17 protein-coding genes are annotated in these 17768 nt (G+C 72.7%); 9 read left to right on the top strand and 8 right to left on the bottom strand.

Translation table 11 applies throughout. The features are described from left to right. The first annotated feature begins 127 nt into the window (after positions 1–127). Together DRV84_RS02440 and DRV84_RS02435 are read left to right on the top strand one after the other, a co-directional pair. Positions 128–1612 carry a leucyl aminopeptidase gene (locus DRV84_RS02440; protein WP_115978273.1) on the top strand — a complete coding sequence of 495 codons (1485 nt, stop codon included), beginning with the start codon at positions 128–130 and terminating at the stop codon, positions 1610–1612. After that, entirely contained in the window at positions 1612–2070 is a 459-nt protein-coding gene (locus DRV84_RS02435; protein ID WP_115978272.1) for a DNA polymerase III subunit chi, read from the top strand. The genes DRV84_RS02440 and DRV84_RS02435 overlap by 1 nt, the downstream gene beginning before the upstream one ends. Positions 2071–2073: 3 nt before the next feature. Here the strand turns inward: DRV84_RS02435 and DRV84_RS02430 are convergent, their stop codons facing one another. Further along, on the bottom strand, positions 2074–2955 hold the full coding sequence (locus tag DRV84_RS02430; RefSeq protein WP_115978271.1) for a hypothetical protein: 882 nt from the start codon (positions 2953–2955) through the stop codon (positions 2074–2076). A 346-nt stretch (positions 2956–3301) separates the two neighbouring features. Between DRV84_RS02430 and DRV84_RS02425 the strand changes: the two genes are divergently transcribed. Beyond that, positions 3302–3883 (top strand): TetR/AcrR family transcriptional regulator, encoded by a 582-nt coding sequence (locus DRV84_RS02425; RefSeq protein WP_115978270.1) that lies wholly within the window; start codon positions 3302–3304, stop codon positions 3881–3883. A gap of 29 nt (positions 3884–3912) precedes the next feature. Here DRV84_RS02425 and DRV84_RS02420 read toward each other — a convergent pair whose 3' ends face one another. Genes DRV84_RS02420 through DRV84_RS02395 form a run of 6 tightly spaced genes read right to left on the bottom strand, consistent with a single transcriptional unit; the run spans position 3913 to position 11092 of the window. Further along, positions 3913–5292, bottom strand: a complete 1380-nt coding sequence (locus DRV84_RS02420) for an FAD-dependent oxidoreductase (protein ID WP_115978269.1) — start codon at positions 5290–5292, stop codon at positions 3913–3915. Then, positions 5289–6158, bottom strand: a complete 870-nt coding sequence (locus DRV84_RS02415) for an isocitrate lyase/PEP mutase family protein (protein ID WP_115978268.1) — start codon at positions 6156–6158, stop codon at positions 5289–5291. Before DRV84_RS02415 ends, DRV84_RS02420 begins: the two co-directional genes overlap by 4 nt. Further along, complete coding sequence (locus DRV84_RS02410) at positions 6158–6778, bottom strand: cysteine hydrolase family protein (protein ID WP_115978267.1); 621 nt, start codon at positions 6776–6778, stop codon at positions 6158–6160. The genes DRV84_RS02415 and DRV84_RS02410 overlap by 1 nt, the downstream gene beginning before the upstream one ends. Beyond that, the gene (locus tag DRV84_RS02405; RefSeq protein WP_115978266.1) at positions 6775–8841 is read right to left on the bottom strand and encodes a hydantoinase/oxoprolinase family protein; all 2067 of its coding nucleotides are present in this window, start codon (positions 8839–8841) and stop codon (positions 6775–6777) included. Before DRV84_RS02405 ends, DRV84_RS02410 begins: the two co-directional genes overlap by 4 nt. Next, on the bottom strand, positions 8838–10529 hold the full coding sequence (locus DRV84_RS02400; protein ID WP_192881386.1) for a hydantoinase B/oxoprolinase family protein: 1692 nt from the start codon (positions 10527–10529) through the stop codon (positions 8838–8840). The genes DRV84_RS02405 and DRV84_RS02400 overlap by 4 nt, the downstream gene beginning before the upstream one ends. Further along, entirely contained in the window at positions 10526–11092 is a 567-nt protein-coding gene (locus DRV84_RS02395; RefSeq protein WP_115978265.1) for a tautomerase family protein, read from the bottom strand. The genes DRV84_RS02400 and DRV84_RS02395 overlap by 4 nt, the downstream gene beginning before the upstream one ends. A gap of 143 nt (positions 11093–11235) precedes the next feature. Here DRV84_RS02395 and DRV84_RS02390 point away from each other — a divergent pair, with 143 nt between their 5' ends. From DRV84_RS02390 to DRV84_RS02365, 6 genes are all read left to right on the top strand, one after another. Beyond that, positions 11236–12039 (top strand): GntR family transcriptional regulator, encoded by an 804-nt coding sequence (locus DRV84_RS02390; protein ID WP_115978262.1) that lies wholly within the window; start codon positions 11236–11238, stop codon positions 12037–12039. Next, on the top strand, positions 12036–13445 hold the full coding sequence (gene leuC / locus DRV84_RS02385) for a 3-isopropylmalate dehydratase large subunit (RefSeq protein ID WP_115978260.1): 1410 nt from the start codon (positions 12036–12038) through the stop codon (positions 13443–13445). The genes DRV84_RS02390 and leuC overlap by 4 nt, the downstream gene beginning before the upstream one ends. Beyond that, positions 13442–14074, top strand: coding sequence for a 3-isopropylmalate dehydratase small subunit (gene leuD, locus DRV84_RS02380; protein ID WP_115978258.1), 633 nt, complete (start codon positions 13442–13444; stop codon positions 14072–14074). The genes leuC and leuD overlap by 4 nt, the downstream gene beginning before the upstream one ends. A gap of 61 nt (positions 14075–14135) precedes the next feature. After that, positions 14136–15155, top strand: coding sequence for a TRAP transporter substrate-binding protein DctP (gene dctP, locus DRV84_RS02375; RefSeq protein WP_115978255.1), 1020 nt, complete (start codon positions 14136–14138; stop codon positions 15153–15155). 70 nt (positions 15156–15225) lie between these two features. After that, positions 15226–15732, top strand: coding sequence for a TRAP transporter small permease (locus DRV84_RS02370; protein WP_115978253.1), 507 nt, complete (start codon positions 15226–15228; stop codon positions 15730–15732). Next, entirely contained in the window at positions 15732–17033 is a 1302-nt protein-coding gene (locus DRV84_RS02365; RefSeq protein WP_115978471.1) for a TRAP transporter large permease, read from the top strand. The genes DRV84_RS02370 and DRV84_RS02365 overlap by 1 nt, the downstream gene beginning before the upstream one ends. Before the next feature lie 9 nt (positions 17034–17042). Here the strand turns inward: DRV84_RS02365 and DRV84_RS02360 are convergent, their stop codons facing one another. Next, the gene (locus DRV84_RS02360; protein ID WP_239994964.1) at positions 17043–17705 is read right to left on the bottom strand and encodes an ATP-binding cassette domain-containing protein; all 663 of its coding nucleotides are present in this window, start codon (positions 17703–17705) and stop codon (positions 17043–17045) included. Between the last annotated feature and the right edge of the window lie 63 nt (positions 17706–17768).

Below are 17768 nucleotides of genomic sequence, written 5' to 3'. Positions count from 1 at the left end.
CCCTCGGGCGTGGTGCGTCCCGGAACCTACCGGAACCCGCCGGGGGGGTGAACTCCAATCTGGTCATCGGCCGGGACGCGCTCTAGGACTCGGGCGAGCCGTATCCGAGCAGAGAAGAGGACCTTCCATGACCGTGCCCGCCTCCGTCCGTTTCGAAGCCCCCGACGCCGACGCGCTCGCCGAGCGGGGCGGGCGCATCGCCGTCCTCGCCGAGCCGGGCGCCCGGCTCGATCAGGTGGCGCGGCGGCTCAACCGGCTAACGAAGGGCGCCGTGGAGCGCGCGGTCGCCGCGCCCGCCTTCGAGAAGGTCAAGCGCGGCGAGGCGATGACGCTCTCCTGGCCCGCCGGCGTCGCGGCCGAGGGGATCGAGATCGTGAACCTGCCGCCCCGCCCGACCGTGGCGGACGCGCGCAAGGCCGGCGCGGCGCTCGCCCGCGCGGCGAAGGGCGGCGAGATCACCGTGATCGGCGCCAACCGCCGGCAACTGCACGAGCTCGCCTTCGGCGCCGCGCTGCGCGGCTACGCCTTCGACGTCCACAAGTCGAAGGGTGAGGACGCCGACGACCCGGAGACCCCCGGCGCGATCACCGTCTGGACCTCGAAGCCCGAGGAGGCCGAGGACGCCTTCGCCCCCCGGCGCGCCGTGGCCGAGGGCGTGTTCTTCACCCGCGATCTCGTCAGCGAGCCCGCCAACGTGCTGACGACGACCGAGTTCGCCGATCGGCTCGCCGCGCTCTCCGACATGGGCATCGAGGTCGAGGTGCTCGAGGAGGCGGAGCTCGAAAAGCTCGGCATGGGCAGCCTGCTCGCCGTGGGGCAGGGCTCGGCGGCGCCCTCCAAGGTGGTCGTCATGCAGTGGAAGGGGGGCGAGGCCGACGCCGCGCCGCTCGCGCTCTGCGGCAAGGGCGTGGTCTTCGACACCGGCGGCATCTCCCTCAAGCCCGCGCAGGGCATGGAGGACATGACCATGGATATGGGCGGCGCGGGCGTCGTCGCCGGCGTGATGAAGGCGCTCGCGGGGCGCAAGGCGAAGGCCAACGTCGTGGGCCTCGTCGGGCTGGTGGAAAACATGCCCTCGGGCACCGCGATCCGCCCCGGCGACGTTCTGACCTCGATGAAGGGCGACACGATCGAGGTCATCAACACCGACGCCGAGGGCCGGCTCGTGCTGGCCGATGTGATGTGGTACGCGCAGGAGCGGTTCGCGCCCGCCGGCATGATCGATCTCGCCACGCTGACTGGGGCCATGATCATCGCGCTCGGGCACGAGCGCGCCGGGCTCTTCTCCAACGACGATCCGCTCTGCGGCGCGCTCGAGAAGGCCGCCGAGGCGGAGGGCGAGGGCGCGTGGCGCCTGCCGATGGGCGAGGGCTACGACGCGCTCCTGAAGTCCGACATCGCCGACATGAAGAACGTGGGCGGCCGCTCGGCGGGATCGATCACGGCGGCGCAGTTCTTGGGCCGTTTCGTGAAGGAGGGCACGCCCTGGGTCCATATCGACATCGCCGGCGTCGCGCGGGTGGCCAAGGACACCGCGCTCGCGCCCAAGGGCGCGACGGGCTGGGGCGTCATGGCGCTCGACCGGCTAGTGGCCGACCGCTTCGAGGGCTGATGGGCGAGGCCTACTTCTACCACCTCACGCGCCGCCCGCTCGAGGCGGCGCTGCCTCAGCTTCTGGAGGCCTCGCTCGCGCGCGGCTGGCGGGTGGCGGTGCGCGGGCGCGAGGCGGCGCGCCTCGACTGGCTCGACGAGAAGCTCTGGCTCGGCCCGGAGGAGAAGTTCCTCCCCCACGGCCGGGCCGGCGGTCCGCACGACGCGCGCCAGCCCGTGCTGCTGACGACCGGGCGGGAGGCCCCGAACGGCGCCGCCTGCCTGATGGCGGTGGACGGCGCCGAGGTCGCCCCCGAGGAGGTCACGGCGCTGGAGCGGGTCTGCATCCTCTTCGACGGCAACGACGAGGCCGCCGTGCAGCACGCCCGCGGGCAGTGGGCTGCGCTGACCAAGGCCGGCTGCCGCGCGCAGTACTGGTCCGAGGAGTCGGGCCGCTGGGAGAAGAAGGCCGAGCGCTGAGGCTCAGACCGACAGCAGCGTCACCCCCTCCATCCGCCCGATCCGCGCCACGTCCGCGTCGTAGGCGGCGGTCAGATCGGCGACCGTCTCCTCGGTCCAGCCGGGGACGTCGAGCTCCTGCTCGACCATGTCCGGCCGGGCGTATTTGTCGAGGAAGGCGAGCATCGCGCGCCGCCGGAGCGCCTCCGTCAGATCGGGATGCGCCGAGAGATAGGCGCGCATCCGGGCGACGCCCTCCTCCGACATGATCTCTTCGAGCAGGTCGAAGGCGCCGGACACCTCGCTCTCCGCCTCCGCGCCGGCGAGGTCGCGCAGGAGCGCGCCCCAGAGCACCGGGCTGTCCTCGTCGCACCAGACGGTGATCGGCACCTCGGGCACGCTGTCGCGGAGCCGCGCGATCAGCCCGGACCAGCGCAAGTCCTGCGGCGCGAGGCCCTCCATGATCTCTTCGAGCGTCTCGCTTTTGCGCACCGCCATCACCGCCGGCAGGAAGGTCGCCGGGTCGCGGATCGCGAGGCGCAGCTCGATCGGGTCCTCCGGGAAGAGCCGGCGCAGGTTGGCCAGCCGCTCCTCGGCCTGCGGGAAGAGCGCGCCGCCGGCGAAGGCTTGCTGCGGCGCCGCGAAGAACCGGTCGTTCGAGAGCACGAGGCGCGCGACCTCCGTCTCGGGGCGGTCGAGCATCGCGTCGAGGAGCACCGCGCGCGCGTCCGGCGCGGGGGCGGCCCGGCGCATGGAGACCAGCGTGTCGCGCAGGAGCGTGCGGTAGCGGTCCGGCGGCGGCAGCGCCACGCCGCGCGCCGCATGCGCCTCCGCGTCGCGCCGCAGCGTCGCGATGAGCCGCCCCTCGTCGGTCGTCACCGTGCCGGCGTGTAGGATGATGCGCATGTCTGCCGTTCCTGCCTGCCTGTCCCGCGCCGAGGATAACCGGGTTGCGCGCCGCCGGAAACCGCTCCGCCGCGCGGCGGGGCGAAGGGGGAGCGCCCCGGAAACGAGCGACCGTCTCTGCAAATTAAAAACGAATATGGATCGTTAAGTTTCCTGCGATCAATCTGGCGATCGCGAGCCGACCGCGCGGCGAAAGAGGGGGTCAGCCCTTCGGTCGGGCGTGCTTAGAGTCTGGCTCAAAACCGAATTTTATTCGGTGTCTGCATGGGTTTACTCGACGCCGCCGGCGGGCGTAGAACCGTGTGCGTTTATCGCGCGAAACATTTTTGAAACAACCCAGAGCGTCATGGTGCAGAAAAAGAAACCCGAGGTCCGGGAGGCCATTCTGGCCGCGGCCTACGATCTGTTCAGGGAGCGCGGTTATACGCTTTCCACGATCGGGGCGATCGCGCGGGCGGCGGATATTTCGGCGGCGAACATCTACGTCTATTTCGACTCCAAGCTCGATATCCTTCTCGAACTTTACGAACCGTGGCTGATGGAGCGAATCGAGGCGCTGCACGCCCGGGTGCGGGGGCTTTCAGACCACGACGCGCGGGTCCGGGCGCTTCTCACGGCGCTCTGGCACGATCTCCCGGCGGCGGAGAACGGCTTCGCCGCGAATCTCGTGCAGGCGCTCGCCACTGCGCCGGAGGACGACGCGCGCATCCGCGAGCTTTCGCACCGGGCCGAAGCGCGGATCGCCGAGATTCTCGAGGATACGCTGCCCGAGGAGCGCCGCCACATCGCCGGCGACGGCGCGCTCGCGCGCTTGCTCGCCGCGGCGACCGACGGGTTCTCCGTCAATCACGCCGACGACGGGGCGGCGCGGCTGACCCGGGCGACCGTCGATGTGGTCGCGGACCTGATGCTGGGACGGCCGGGCTAGCGCCACGGCCGCCGTGGCCGGCCCCGGGCTCACGCCCGCCCGCGCCCGGCGATGCGCCCGAGCGCCACGGCCGCGAGCAGCCCGTTGCCCGAGAGATAGCCCGAATCGCCCGCCCCCGAGACGCCGACCGCGGCGCCGCCGGTGGCGAAGAGGCGGCGGCAGGGCGTGCCGTCGGCGCGCATGGCTCGCGCCTCCGGCGTCACGGCGAGCCCGCCCTGCGTGTGAAAGAGCGCGCCGGTGACGCGCACCCCGCAGTAAGGCGCGGCGAGCGGCGCCACCGCGCCGAAGCGACGGCCGAAGGCGTCCGCCGTCCCGGCGGCGCGCGCGGCCTCCGCCTCGGTCAAGGTCTGTTCGAGCGCCTCCGCCGGCAGCCCGAAGGCGGCGGCGAGCTCGGCCACCGTGTCCGCCGTCTTGATCACGCCCTGCGCCTCGGCGGCGCGGAAATCGGCGAACTGCCGCGCCACATCCGCGATGCGCGCGTCGAAGACGGTCACCGCTTGCCCGCCGGGCTGGGCGAGGACGGCGCGCGCGGCCTCGGAATAGCCCTGCGCCTCGTTCCAGAAGCGCCGGCCGTCGGCGTTCACCTGCACGCCGCCCTCCGTGATCACCGCCCAGGTGATCAGGATGCCGTGCGGGTGGGCGACGTTGCCGTGCCCCTGGTAGGCGCCGAGATGCGCGGTCGCGAGCCCCAGCGCCTCGGCCCAGTCGAGCGCCTCGCCCTGGTTGCCGGCGTGCCCGAAGTAGAGCGCATCGGCGATCCCGGGCATGTGGCGCGCGACGCGGGTCTTGTTGCCGCCGTAGCCGTTGCAGGCGAGGATCACGCGCTCCGCGCCGATCTCCTCCACCGTGCCGTCGGGCAGGCGGGCGGCGACGCCCGCGACCTCGCCCCCGGCATCGGTGAAAAGCGTCTCGACCCGCCGCTCGCAGACGATGGGCACGCCGCGCGCCTCGCACCGCGCGCGCAGCGCATCGACGAGGGACGCGCCCGCGCGGTCGGGCAGCCCGTGCATCCGGCGGCGCGAGTGGCCGGGGTAGTCGAAGTCCTCCACCACCGTCAGCGGCAGGCCGAGCCCCTCGGTCAGCCATTCGACCGCCTCGGGGATCGCCCCGGTCAGCGCGGCGACGAGCGCCGGGTCGGCTTCTCCATCCGCCTTCTTCTGGATGTCGGCGGCGAAGCGGTCCGGGTCGTCCGCGATGCCCGCGGCGCGCTGCTGCGCGGTGCCGGCGGCGGGGATCAGCCCGGCCGAGAGCGCGGTGGAGCCCGCGGGCACCGCGTCGCGCTCCAGCACCAGCACCTCCTCGCCCGCCTCGTGGGCCGAGAGCGCGGCCACCATCCCCGCCGCGCCGGCGCCGATCACCAGCGTCTCGACCTCGAGCGGCCAGGCCGGCGGGGCAGGGCGGACGCTCACCCCTCGCCTCCGTCGTAGCGCGCGCCCGCCTCCAGCATCTCCGGCGTGCCGATGCGCGCGTTGAGGTCGGCGAAGTCGAACATCCGATCCGCGAAGGGCCGGTTCGTTCCGTGGGCGGCGAGGCTCGCGTAGTAGTCCTCCGCCGCGCGGGCGAGCGCGCGCACGATCCCGCCCGGGAAGATGACGAGCGCGTAGCCCATCGCGCCGAGGTCGGCGGCCGAGGTAACGGGCGTCACGCCGCCCTCGACCATGTTCGCCATGAGCGGCACGCGCCCCGCGAAGCGCGCGGCCACCGCGCGCAGCTCCTCGCCCGAGCGCGGCGCCTCGACGAAGAGCGCGTCGGCCCCGGCGGCGACGTAGGCCTCGGCGCGCTCCAGCGCGGCCTCGAAGCCCTCGACCCCGATCGCGTCGGTGCGCGCGATGATGAGCGTCTCGTCGCTCTCGCGGGCGTCGGCCATGGCGCGGATCTTGCCCGTCATCTCGGCGACCGGGATCAGCCGCTTGTCGGCCAGATGCCCGCAGCGCTTCGGAAAGCTCTGGTCCTCCACCTGCAGCGCGTTGGCGCCCGCGCGCTCGTAGGTGCGCATGGTGCGCTGCGCGTTGAGCGCGTTGCCGAAGCCCGTGTCGGCGTCGATCACGATGGGCAGCGCCACGCGGTCGCGGATCGCCGCCAGCGTCTCGGCCATCTCCGACATGGTGGTGAGCCCGATGTCGGGCCGCCCGAGCCGGGTGTAGGCGACCGCCGCGCCGGAGAGGTAGAGCGCCTCGAAGCCCGCCGCCTCGGCGAGGGTGGCGGTGAGGCCGTCGTAGACGCCGGGCGCGACGAGCGCGGGGGCGCGGGCGAGGCGGGCGCGCAGGCTCTCCATCACGCGAGCCCCGGCAGGCGGCGCGCGTCCTCGCAGCTTTCCTGCTCGGTGACCGAGGCGAGCGCGATCAGCGTGGCGTCGTGCACCTCCGGCTTGAAGGCGCCGCAGCCGTCGGTGAGGAGGATCGTCCGGTAGCCGCGCATGTGCGCGTCGCGCACCGTGCTCGCCACGCCGCCGTTGGTGACGATGCCGCCGACGATCAGCGTCTCGATGCCGAGGGCCTTCAGGATGTACTCGAGCCGCGTCTGGTAGAAGGCGGAATAGGCGACCTTTTCCACCGTGTGGTCGGGCGGCTGCAACAGGTCCACGGCGGCGTTGCCCCAGCTGCCGGGCGCGAAGTCGCCGGTGGTCAGGAAGGGGCGCAGCGCCTTCAGGTGCGGCGCGATCAGCGGCTCCGCGCCGCCGGGCCGCGGCACCAGCGTGAACTGCGCCGAGACGAAGAGCCCGCCCGCCGCCCGCACAGCGTCGATCACCGGTTTCACCCGCGCGGGCAGCTCCGGCAGGCCCGGTCCCGTCTGCCCGGCGCGGCCATAGGCGCCCTCGGGGTGCAGGAAATCGTTCTGCAGATCGATGGTCAGCACCGCCGTGCGGGCGGGATCGAGGGGGGCGTCATGGCTCATGCCGCGCTCTCCTTGGCTGTCAGAAGGACGTTGCCGTGCGCGTCCACCTCCGCGGCGAGCCATGGCTCGACGAAGATCGTGGCGTCGGGCTGTTCCAGCACCGCCGGCCCGTCGATACGCGCGCCCACGGGCAGGGCGAGGCGGTCGAAGACCCGCGCCTCGTGCCAGGCGCCCTGCGCATAGACCGGCCGCGCGCCCTTGGCGGCGGTCTCGACGCGCGCGCCGGGATCGGGGGCGAGGGTGGCGAGGTCGAACTTCGGCCGCTTGCCGATCACCGCGGTGCGCAGGTTCAGCACGCGGATCGGGCTCGTCAGCAGGCGGCCGTAAAGCTCACGGTAGGTCGCCTCGAAGGCGGCGCGGATGGCACCCGCCGAGACGGGTTTCACCGTCGCGCCGTCCATTTCCACGGAGACCGGCACCGCGACGGTGTGCGTCTGCCCGAGATAGGCCATGTCGAGCTCCACCCGCACCTCGCGCGCGGCGAAGCCCGTGTCGGCGGCGTCGAGCGTGGCGTTGCCCTCGTCGACGTGCGCCTGCACCCGGTCGCGCAGCGCGGCGAGGTCGAGCTCGTCCAGCATCGCGCCCAGCGTCTGCACGAAATCCTGCCGCATGTCGGCGATCACGCAGCCGAGCGCCGAGGTCACGCCCGGGTAGCGCGGCACCAGCGCCCGGGCGAGGCCCACCTCCGCGATCATCGCGCCGGCGTGCAGCGCGCCGCCGCCGCCGAAGGGCATGTAGACGAAGCGCTCCGGGTCGAAGCCCCGCTCGATCGAGACGAGGCGGATCGCGCCGGCCATGGCGGAGGTGGCGACGCGCACGATCGCCTCCGCCGCCTCCATGAGCTCGAGGCCGAGCGGCTCGGCCACGTGGCGGCGGATCGCCGCCTTCGCGGCGTCCAGATCCAGCGCGCCCAGCCCGTCGCCCAGCGGCCGGGCCGGGTCGATCCGGCCGAGCACGATGTTGGCGTCGGTCACCGTGGGCCGGTCGTTGCCGCGCCCGTAGGCCACGGGGCCCGGATCGCTGCCCGCGCTTTCCGGGCCGATCTGCAACAGCCCGCCCGCGTCCACGGAAGCGATGGAGCCGCCGCCCGCGCCGATGGTCGCGATCTCGATCATCGGCGTGCGCACGACGAGGCCGAAGTCGATCGCCGTCTGCGGGCTGAGCACCGTCTCGCCCCCCGCGATCAGCGAGACATCGAAGCTCGTCCCGCCCATGTCGCCGGTGATGACGTTGGAAAACCCGGCGCTTTCGGCGATGTAGCCCGCCGCGATCACGCCCGCGGCCGGGCCGGAGAGCGCCGTGCGCACCGGCAGGCGGCAGGCGGTATCCACCGACATCACGCCGCCGTTCGACTGCACGATCAGGAACTCGCCGCCGAAGCCCTCGCCCTCGAGCGCCCCTTCCAGCCGGTCGAGGTAGCCCGCGACCTCGGGCTGCAGGTAGCCGTTGAGCGCGGTGGTCGAGAAACGCTCGAACTCGCGGATCTCCGGCAGGATCTCTGAGGAGGCCGCGACATGCGCGTTGGGCCAGATCTCGCGCAGGGCGGCGGCGGCGCGCGCCTCGTTCTCGGGGTTGGCGTAGGCGTTGACGAAGAGCACGACGACCGACGCGCAGCCCTGATCGAGCAGCGCGCGGCCCGCCGCGCGCACCGCGTCGAGGTCCACAGCCCGCTCCACCGTGCCGTCGGCGAGCACCCGCTCGGGCACCTCGAGGCGCAGGTCGCGGGGCACCACCGGCACGAAATCGCCCCGGAGGCCCCAGGTCCGCGGCCGGTCGCGGCGGCGCATCTCGAGCACGTCGCGGAAACCTTCGGTGGTGATGACGCCCGTCCGCGCGCCCTTGCGCTCCAGCAGCGCGTTGGTCCCGGCGGTGGTGCCGTGCACGACCGTCGCGATCTCGCCCAGGCTTTCCACCTCGTGGCGCAGCCCCGCGAGGAAGCCGCCCGACTGGTCCGGCCGCGTCGTCGGCACCTTGGCGACGCCCGCCCGTCCGCTCTCCGTGTCGAGGGAAAAGACGTCGGTGAAGGTGCCGCCCACGTCCACCCCGATGATCCGCCGGCTCATGCGCGCTCCTCCCGCCATGCGGCGCCGTGGCCCGCGTCCGCCGCACCTTCGCTCAGGTAGCCGAGCGCCACGTCGCGGGCGACGTCGCGCGCCGGACGCGCTGCGGCCGGGCCGTAGCCGCCGCCGCCCGGCGTCTCGAGGCGCACGCGCTGGCCCTGCCTGAGCCGGATGCCGACCATCTTCGAGACGAGCGGCGGCGCCGCCCAGCCGTCGCCCTGCTGAAAGGTGAAGCGGTTGCAGGCGCCCTCGGCCCCGCCCGCGACGCCCTTCGGCGCGAAGCGTCCGCGCTCGCCGAAGAAGAAGACCTCGGCGCCGTTCTCCTCGAGTACCTCGATCTCGTAGGTCGCGCCGAGCCCGCCGCGACGCGCGCCCGCGCCCGCGCTGTCCGGGCGCAGCGCCCATTGCCGGAAGGCGACCGGATAGGCCGATTCGAGGATCTCCACCGGCGGGATCGTCGCCATGCTGATCGGCGCGTTGCCGTGGTTGAGGCCGTCGCTCTCGGCCGTGGCGCCGTGCCCGCCGCCGTAGAAGCTGAACATCACCCAGCGCCGCCCGTCGCGGCGCTTTCCGGCGATGGAGAGCGCGTTGATCGTGCCGTAGGCGTTGGCGATCGCGCGCTCCGGCGCGGCCTCGGCGGCGGCCGAGAAGATTACGTCGATCATGCGCAGGATCGTCTCGGTGTAGCCGCCCGTCGGCGTCGGGAACTCCGCCGAGAGGAGCGAATCCTCCGGGATCGCGATGTCGATGGGCCGCAGCACGCCCGCGTTGGCGGGCAGGCTGGGGAAGAGGTGCTTTATCGCCACGTAGACGCAGGCGATCGCCGTGGGGCGCGCGATGTTGATCGGCCCCGTCACGCCGCCCGCCGTGCCCGCGAAGTCGAGGCGCAGGCGCTCGCCCTCGATCTGCAGCGCCACGCGGATCGGCAGCGCCTCGGGCGCGATGCCGTCGTTGTCGAGGAAATCCTCCGCCTCCCAGCGTCCGTCGGGGAGCGCGGCGACCGCCTGACGCAGGAGCGTCTCGGCCCGGTCGCCGAGCGCGGCGAGCGCCGCCTGCACGGTCCCCGCGCCGTACTCGTCCAGAAGCGCGTCGAGCCGCCTCACGCCGAGGTCGAGCGCGCCCAGCTGCCCGTTCAGGTCGCCCTCTGCCGACATGGGCAGGCGCGTGTTGCGCATCAGGATGTCGAGCACGTCCGTCTGCACCTCGCCCCCGCGCACGAGGCGCACGGGCGGGATGACGACCGCCTCCTGAAAGGCCTCCGTCGCGGCGGGGTTGTAGTTGCCCGGCACCGCGCCGCCCACGTCGTGCCAGTGCCCGACCGAGGCGAGCCAACAGAAGAGCTCTCCGTCCCGGAAATAGGGCCGCACCAGCCGCATGTCCGATAGGTGCGTGCCGCCCATGTGCGCGTCGTTGAAGATCCAGACGTCGCCCGGCTGCGGGCCGCCCTGCTCCGCGGCCTTGTCGATCACCGCCTTCACGGCGAAGGCCATGACGCCCACGAAGATCGGCAGGCCGGTCTTGCCCTGCACCAGCGTCTCGCCCGTCTCGGCGTGGTAGAGCCCGTGGGAGGCGTCGTGCGCCTCGGCGATGATCGGGTTGAAGGCCGCGCGGAAGAGCGTCGCGTCCATCTCGTCGGCGATCTGCTCCATGCGGCCGGCGAGCACGGCGAGGGTGATGGGATCGAGGCTCATGCCGATTGCGCCTTCGCTTCGGCCATGTCGTTCCAGACGTCCTGCCGGGTGAAGCGACCGCCCTCGATCTCGAAGCGGTCGATGAAGCGGATGCCCTCGAAGGGCGTGCCGTCGAGCCATTCGCCCGAGAGCGTGCCGAAGCAGTAGCAGATGGAGGTCGCGCCGTCCTGCAGCGAATCGAACCGTTCGTAGGTCTTGGTCACGAAGCGGTAGCGCGGCTTCGACCACGCGACGAGTTCCTCGAGCGTCGCCATGCGCTGCCCGCCCGGGAAGGTCATGGTGAAGCCCGGCGCGAGCATGGCGCGTGCCGCGTCGAGGTCGCGCGCCTCCATCGTGCGCAGGAAGGTCCCGACCATCTCCGCCGGGTCGGGCCGCGGCGGGCCGGGGCGCCGCGTCGCGCCGCCGCGCATGTAGCTCGCCGGGTCGAGCTCGGGCATCAGCACGGTGATCGCCTCCGGCGCGGCGTCGAGCACGCCCGCGACCGCGTTGGTCAGAGCCGTGCCGAGGCGCGCGCGCGTCGCGGCGTCGTAGCCTTCGAGAAGGGTGATGGTGACGACTGGCATCGAGGGGTCCTGTCCGTAAACCTGTATTATGGATAGGACAGGTCAGCGCCTATTGAAAGGACAAAAATCCCGGCGCGGAGGAGACAAAATTCTTGCATCCTCGCAGAACACGGCTAACCATCGCCGGCGAAGGAGGGCCGAGCGTGCCGGACGATCGCCATCGCAGCAGCCTGCCGGAGGGCAGCAAGGCGCACCGCATTTTCCTGCTTCTGCAGGAGGATATCGCGCGCGGCACGCTGGCGCCCGGCGCCGCGCTACCGGGGGAGTTGCGGCTGGCCGAGGATTACGGCGTGAGCCGGGTCACGATTCGCCGCGCGCTCGAGGCGCTCGAGGCGCAGGGCGTGGTCGAGCGCCGCGCCGGCAGCGGCACGGTCGTGCGCGCGCGCCCCGGCGACGGCGTGCGCCTCGCCGGCGATCTCGCCACGCTGATGCCGCAGCTCGTCGAGATGGGGCAGACGACCGAGGCGCGGCTGATCGATTTCTCCTACACCCGCGCCGCCGCGCCTGTGGCGCGCGCGCTCGGCCTCGAGGCGGAGGGGCGCGTGCAGCGCGCGGTGCGCGTCCGCCTGATCGAGGGGACGCCCTTCTCGCATCTGACCACCCATGTCCCCGCCGACATCGCGGCCAATTACTCCGAGGCCGATCTCGCTACGACGCCGCTCCTGCGGCTGATGGAGCGCGGCGGCGTGCGCATAGGCCGCGCCGAGCAGGAGGTGAGCGCGACGCTCGCCGCGCCGCAGGTCGCCGAGGCGCTCGAGGTGGAGGTGGGCGCGCCGCTCATCTCGCTCACCCGTCTCGTGCGCGACGAGGCGGGGCGCGGGGTGGAGCATCTCTCGGCGCTCTACCGCCCCGACCGCTTCCGCCTGCGCATGGAGCTCGACCGCGTGGGCGCGGGCGAGGCGCGGCACTGGGCGCCGGCGGCGATGACGCAGGGGGCGGCCGAATGACCGCGCCGCGGACCCTCTTCGCCAAGCTCTGGGAGGCGCATGTCGTCACCTCGGCCGGCGACAAGGATCTGCTCTGGGTGGACCGGCATTTCGTGCACGAGGGCTCGCACCACGCCTTCGCCAAGCTTGCCGACCGCGGGCTGCCGGTCGCCGAGCCGGGCCTCACCTTCGGGGTGGCCGATCATTACGTGCCGACGCGCCACCGGGACCGGCCGATCGCCGACCCGGACATCGCGCGCATGGTCCGAACGCTGGAAGAGAACGCCGCCACTCACGGATTTTCTCTCTTCGGGCTGCATGATTCGCGTCAGGGGATCGTGCACGTCGCAGGCCCCGAGGCCGGGCTCACCCTGCCCGGGTGCCTCGTGGTCTGCGGCGACAGTCACACCTCCACCCACGGCGCCTTCGGCGCGCTCGGCTTCGGCATCGGCGCGACCGAGGTGGCGCATGTGCTCGCCACGCAGACGGTCTGGCAGAAGCGGCCGAAGGCGATGCGCCTGACGATCGACGGCCCGCTCGCGCCCGGGGTCGGCGCGAAGGACATGGCGCTCGCCTGGATCGCGAAGCTCGGCGCGGACGGGGCGCGGGGCCACGCGGTGGAATACGCGGGCAGCGCCGTGCGCGGGCTTTCGATGGCGGGGCGCATGACGCTCTGCAACCTCTCGATCGAGGGCGGCGCGCGTATGGGGCTCGTGGCGCCGGATGCGACGACCTTCGACTGGCTCGCCGGGCGGGCCTCGGCGCCGCGGGGCGCGGACTGGGACGCGGCGATGGCGTGGTGGGCGGATCTCGCCACGGACGCGGGCGCGGCCTACGACCGCGAGGTGACGCTCGACGCCGCCGAGATCGCGCCGGTCGTCACCTGGGGCACTTCGCCCGAGGACGCGGCGCCGATCACCGCCACCGTCCCCGACCCGGCGAAGGAGGCCGACCCCGCGCGCGCCGAGAAGATCCGCGCTGCGCTCGATTACATGGGGCTCGTCCCCGGCCGGCCGCTCGAGGGCACGCCGGTGGATCGCATCTTCATCGGCTCCTGCACCAACGCACGGCTCGAGGACCTGCGCGCCGCGGCTTCGGTGCTGAAGGGGCGCGAGGCGCGCGTGCCCGGCACGATCTCTCCGGGCTCCAGCGCCGTGAAGCGGCAGGCGGAGGAAGAGGGGCTCGACGCCATCTTCCGCGCGGCCGGGCTCGACTGGGTGGAGTCGGGCTGTTCGATGTGCGTCGGCATGAACGGCGACCACGTGAACCCGGGCGAGCGCTGCGCCTCGACCACCAACCGCAACTTCCGCGGCCGGCAGGGGCCGGGCGCGCGCACGCATCTCATGTCGCCCGTCATGGCCGCCGCGGCGGCCGTCACCGGCACGCTGACCGACGCGCGCCCCTTCCTGAAGGAGCGCGCGGCATGACGGGCTGGCGCCGGCACGAGGGGCTCGCCGTGGCGCTGCCGGTGGAGGGGATCGACACCGACCAGCTGATCCCGGCGCGCTTCATGTCGCGCCCGCGGTCGGCGGGCTACGGCGGCTATCTCCTGCACGACATGCGCCGCGACGCCGAGGGGCATCCCGTCCCGGCGTTCCCGCTCGAACGCCCCGAGACCGCCGGCGCATCGATCCTCGTGACCCGGCGCAACTTCGGCGGCGGCTCCTCGCGCGAGGCGGCGGTCTACGCGCTGATCGACGCGGGCTTCCGCGCAGTGGTCGCGCCGAGCTTCGGCGACATCTTCGCCGGCAACGCGGTCAACAACGGCCTGCTGCCCGCGCAGGTCTCGGCCGAGGACGCCGAGCGGCTGCTCGCCGCGCTCGCCGCGGGGCCGCTCGGGGCGGAGGTCGACATCGACGCCGGCGCCGTGACGCTCGGCGGGCTCGCCTGCCCTTTCGCGCTTTCGGAGGCGCAGCGCGAGAAACTCGTCAACGGCTGGGACGACATCGACGTCACCCGCCGCCACGAAGAGGCGATCGCCGCGCACCGCGCGGCGCTCGCCGCCGCCCGCCCCTGGCTCTGGCCGGGGGCGACGCGGGATCAGGGGGCGCGCTGAGACGGCGCCCCGCCACAGGGAGGGGCCGCGAGGCCCGCGACAAAGAGAAGGAGACGACGCCATGACGCTCACCATCAGGGCCGGCCTCATCGCCGGAAGCGCGCTCGCCGCCGCGCCCGCCGCGGCCGAAGACGTGCTTTCGGCGGTGCACGCTTTTCCGGAGACGCTGGTCTACACGCAGTCCTTCCTCGACTTCGTCGACAAGGTGAACGAGGCCGGCGAGGGCGTGGTGCGCATCGAGGTGCGCGGCGGGCCGGAGGCCATCGGCATGTTCCAGCAGCCCGAGGCGGTCCGCAACGGCGTGGTGGACATGGTCTACACCCCCGGCAGCTTCTACGCCGGCGCGCTGCCCGAGAAGGACGCGCTCGTGGCCGCCAACGTCACCGCCGCCGAGGCGCGCGCTGCCGGCGGGCTCGACCTCATCGACGAAATCCACCAGGAGAAGATGGGCGTCAAGTATCTCGGCTGGTTCGACTCGGGCGTGAGCTACAACCTCTGGACGGTCGACGAGCCGATGCTCGACGCCGAAGGCAACCTCGACGTCTCGGACTGGAAGCTGCGCGGCAACCCCGTCTATAACGCCTTCTTCACCGAGTATCTCGGCGCGAGCGTCATCGACATCCCCACCACCGACGTCTACTCGGCGCTCGAGCGCGGGATCGTGGACGCCACCGGCTGGACGCAGATCGGCCTGCTCGATCTCAAGTGGGACGATTTCGTCAACTACCGGATCGAGCCCGACTTCTTCTCGACCGACCTCGGCGTGATCGTGAACCTCGACACCTGGGAGGGGCTCTCGGAGGAGGCGCGCGCGATCCTCACCGAGACCGCGCTCGAGCACGAGCGCACGAGCGCCGAGGCGCTCGCCGAGCTCCGCGACGAGGAATTCGCCGAACTCGAGGCGGGCGGCATGCAGGTCGTCACGCTCGAGGGCGAGGCGGCGCAGAACTACCTCGACGCCGCCCGCGAGAAAACGTGGGAGCGGATGCGCACCCAGATGGAGAAGCATCCCATGGGGCTCGAGCATTACGACGCGCTGATCGAGGCCTTCTACGACCCCTCCAAGGACCCGGGCAGCTGATCGCGGTCCGCCCACCGCGGCGCCGGAGTCCCGGCGCCGCCTCCCCCGACCCCGTGCGGAAAGGCCCGCGATGACCCGCGCGCTCAAGCTCTACGAAGGCCTGCTGAGCGCCTTCGCGCTGATCGCGGGGGCGCTGCTCGTGTGGCTCATGGTCTCGATCCTGATCTCGGTGACCATGCGCAACCTCGGGCTTCAGCCCTTCCCGTGGCTCTTTCTCTCGGGCGAATACGGGCTCTTCTACCTGACGATGCTCGGCGCGCCGTGGCTCGTGCGCAAGCGCGGCCACGTCCATGTCGAGCTCGTCACCGCGATGCTGCCGGCGCGCGCGCAGGCCTGGCTCTCGCGCGCGGTCGCCGCGGCCTGCGTCGCCGTCTGCCTGCTCCTCGCCTACGCGGGCTACGAGCTCGTGCGCCAGGACATCGCGCGGTCGAACTTCGACGTGCGCGCCTATTTCACCCCGAAGTGGTGGCTGACCGTCGCCTTCCCGGTCTCCTTCGGGCTCATGGCGCTCGAGTTCGCGCGCTTCGCCGTGGGGCCCGCGCGCATGCACTCCGGCGAGGCGGGGATCCACGAATGATGGAATGGTACTGGGCGCTCGCGCTCCTCATCGGCTCCATCGTCGTGCTGATGGCGCTGGGGATGCCGGTCGCGATCGCCTTCCTCGCCGCCAACATCGCCGGCGCCTGGGTCTTCATGGGCGGCTTCGACGCGGTGGTGCTGATGCTCGACAACGGCTTCGGCGCGCTCTCGCGCTTCGCGCTGATTCCGATCCCGCTCTTCCTGCTGATGGGGGAGCTCTTCTTTCACACCGGGCTCGGCGCGCGGATGTTCAACGCGATCGACCGGCTGCTCGGCCGCGTGCCCGGACGGCTCTCCTACGTCACGGTCCTTGGCGGCACGGGCTTCGCCACGCTCTCGGGCTCGTCGATGGGCTCCACCGCGCTGCTCGGCTCGCTCATGGTCCCCGAGATGCAGCGGCGCGGCTACCGCGCGAAGTTCTCCATTGGCCCGATCCTCGGCACCGGCGGCCTCGCCATCATCATCCCGCCCTCGGCGCTCGCGGTGCTTCTGGCGACGCTGGCGCAGATCGACGTGGGCGCGCTCCTGATCGCGGGGGTGGTGCCCGGGCTGGTGCTCGCGGCGCTCTACGTCGGGCTCATCTGGCTCCAGACGCGCCTCGACCCGCAGGGCGCGCCCGTCTACGACATGCCGCCCGTGCCGCTCGCCGAGAAGGCTGGCCTCGTCCTGCGCGACGTGGTGCCGATGGCCGGCGTCATGGTCGTCGTCGTGCTGATGATGCTCTTCGGCTTCGCCACGCCCTCCGAGGCCGCGGCCTTCGGTGCGCTCGGGGTGATCCTGCTCGGCCTCGCCTTCCGCTGCCTGACGTGGGAGGCGCTGACCAAATCGGTCACCGGCGCGCTGCGCGTGACGCTCATGGCCTACCTGATCGTCTTCGGCTCGGCGACCTTCAGCCAGCTGCTGGCCTTCTCCGGCGCCTCCTCCGGGCTCATCGACTGGGCGACGGGCTTCGACCTCGCGCCGCTCTGGATGCTCGCGGCGATGTTTCTGGTGCTGCTCCTCCTCGGCATGTTCATGGAGCAGATCTCGATCATGCTGCTGACGGTGCCGATCTTCTTCCCGCTCGCCGAAAGCCTCGGCTTCGACCTCGTCTGGTTCGCGCTCATCATGCTGCTCGCGCTCGAGATCAGCTTCACGACGCCGCCCTTCGGGCTCCTGCTCTTCGTGATGAAGGGCGTCGCGCCGCCGGGGACGACGATGCGCACGATCTACACCGCGGCGCTTCCCTTCATCGCCTGCTCGCTGATCCTCGTCGCGCTCCTCGTGGCCTTCCCCGGCCTCGCTCTCTGGGCGCGCTGATCCGCCCGCTCACCCCGCGCCGAGGCGGACCACCGGGCCGCCCGCGGCCGCCGCGTCGGCCGGGTCGTGGGTGACCATCAGCACCGGCAGCCCCCGCGCCGTGGCGCGCGCGAAGACGAGCCGCCGCATCCGGTCGCGCCGGTCCTGGTCGAGGCTCGAGAACGGCTCGTCGAGCAGGAGCGCCCGCGGCTCGGCCAGCAGCGTGCGCATCAGCGCCGCCCGCAGCCGCTCGCCCCCCGAGAGCGTCGCCGGATCGCGCCCCGCCATCCCGGCGAGCCCCGCCTCCGCCAGCGCCGCCTCGACCGCCGCGCGCCGCGCCGCGCGCCCGCGCACCCGACGCGACAGCCCGAAGGCGAGGTTCTCGCCCACCGAGAGATGCGGAAAGAGCAGATCGTCTTGAAAGAGGATGCCGATGCCGCGCCGCTCGGGCGGCGCCGCGGTGACGTCCCGCCCGTCGAGCGTCACGCGCCCGCGCAGCGCGAAGGGCGGCGCGAGCGTGCCCATCACCGCGGCGAGCAGCGTCGACTTCCCCGCGCCCGAGGGGCCCATGACCGCCACCACCTCGCCCGGCGCCACCGCGAGATCGAGCGCGAGCAGCGTCGCCCCGCCGGCGCGCTCGATCCGCACCCCCTCGAGGCGCAACCCCCTGTCCGTCGCATCCGCGCCCATCATCTTGGTTCAAATACTCCGGGGGTGAATTGGCCGCGAGGCCAAGAGGGGGCAGCGCCCCCTGCG

This window comes from Rhodosalinus sediminis (assembly GCF_003385555.1).
GTDB classification, from domain to species: domain Bacteria; phylum Pseudomonadota; class Alphaproteobacteria; order Rhodobacterales; family Rhodobacteraceae; genus Rhodosalinus; species Rhodosalinus sediminis.
The sequence above is the reverse complement of the archived record's forward strand: the minus strand, read 5'-3'. Positions and strand labels throughout refer to the sequence as shown.

Coding starts and splice junctions, on each gene's coding strand:
- DRV84_RS02440 (WP_115978273.1), top strand. CDS start 128: ATGACCGTGCCCGCCTCCGTCCGTTTCGAAGCCCCCGACGCCGACGCG.
- DRV84_RS02435 (WP_115978272.1), top strand. CDS start 1,612: ATGGGCGAGGCCTACTTCTACCACCTCACGCGCCGCCCGCTCGAGGCG.
- DRV84_RS02430 (WP_115978271.1), bottom strand. CDS start 2,955: ATGCGCATCATCCTACACGCCGGCACGGTGACGACCGACGAGGGGCGG.
- DRV84_RS02425 (WP_115978270.1), top strand. CDS start 3,302: ATGGTGCAGAAAAAGAAACCCGAGGTCCGGGAGGCCATTCTGGCCGCG.
- DRV84_RS02415 (WP_115978268.1), bottom strand. CDS start 6,158: ATGGAGAGCCTGCGCGCCCGCCTCGCCCGCGCCCCCGCGCTCGTCGCG.
- DRV84_RS02410 (WP_115978267.1), bottom strand. CDS start 6,778: ATGAGCCATGACGCCCCCCTCGATCCCGCCCGCACGGCGGTGCTGACC.
- DRV84_RS02405 (WP_115978266.1), bottom strand. CDS start 8,841: ATGAGCCGGCGGATCATCGGGGTGGACGTGGGCGGCACCTTCACCGAC.
- DRV84_RS02400 (WP_192881386.1), bottom strand. CDS start 10,529: ATGAGCCTCGATCCCATCACCCTCGCCGTGCTCGCCGGCCGCATGGAG.
- DRV84_RS02395 (WP_115978265.1), bottom strand. CDS start 11,092: ATGCCAGTCGTCACCATCACCCTTCTCGAAGGCTACGACGCCGCGACG.
- leuC (WP_115978260.1), top strand. CDS start 12,036: ATGACCGCGCCGCGGACCCTCTTCGCCAAGCTCTGGGAGGCGCATGTC.
- leuD (WP_115978258.1), top strand. CDS start 13,442: ATGACGGGCTGGCGCCGGCACGAGGGGCTCGCCGTGGCGCTGCCGGTG.
- dctP (WP_115978255.1), top strand. CDS start 14,136: ATGACGCTCACCATCAGGGCCGGCCTCATCGCCGGAAGCGCGCTCGCC.
- DRV84_RS02370 (WP_115978253.1), top strand. CDS start 15,226: ATGACCCGCGCGCTCAAGCTCTACGAAGGCCTGCTGAGCGCCTTCGCG.
- DRV84_RS02365 (WP_115978471.1), top strand. CDS start 15,732: ATGGAATGGTACTGGGCGCTCGCGCTCCTCATCGGCTCCATCGTCGTG.
- DRV84_RS02360 (WP_239994964.1), bottom strand. CDS start 17,705: ATGATGGGCGCGGATGCGACGGACAGGGGGTTGCGCCTCGAGGGGGTG.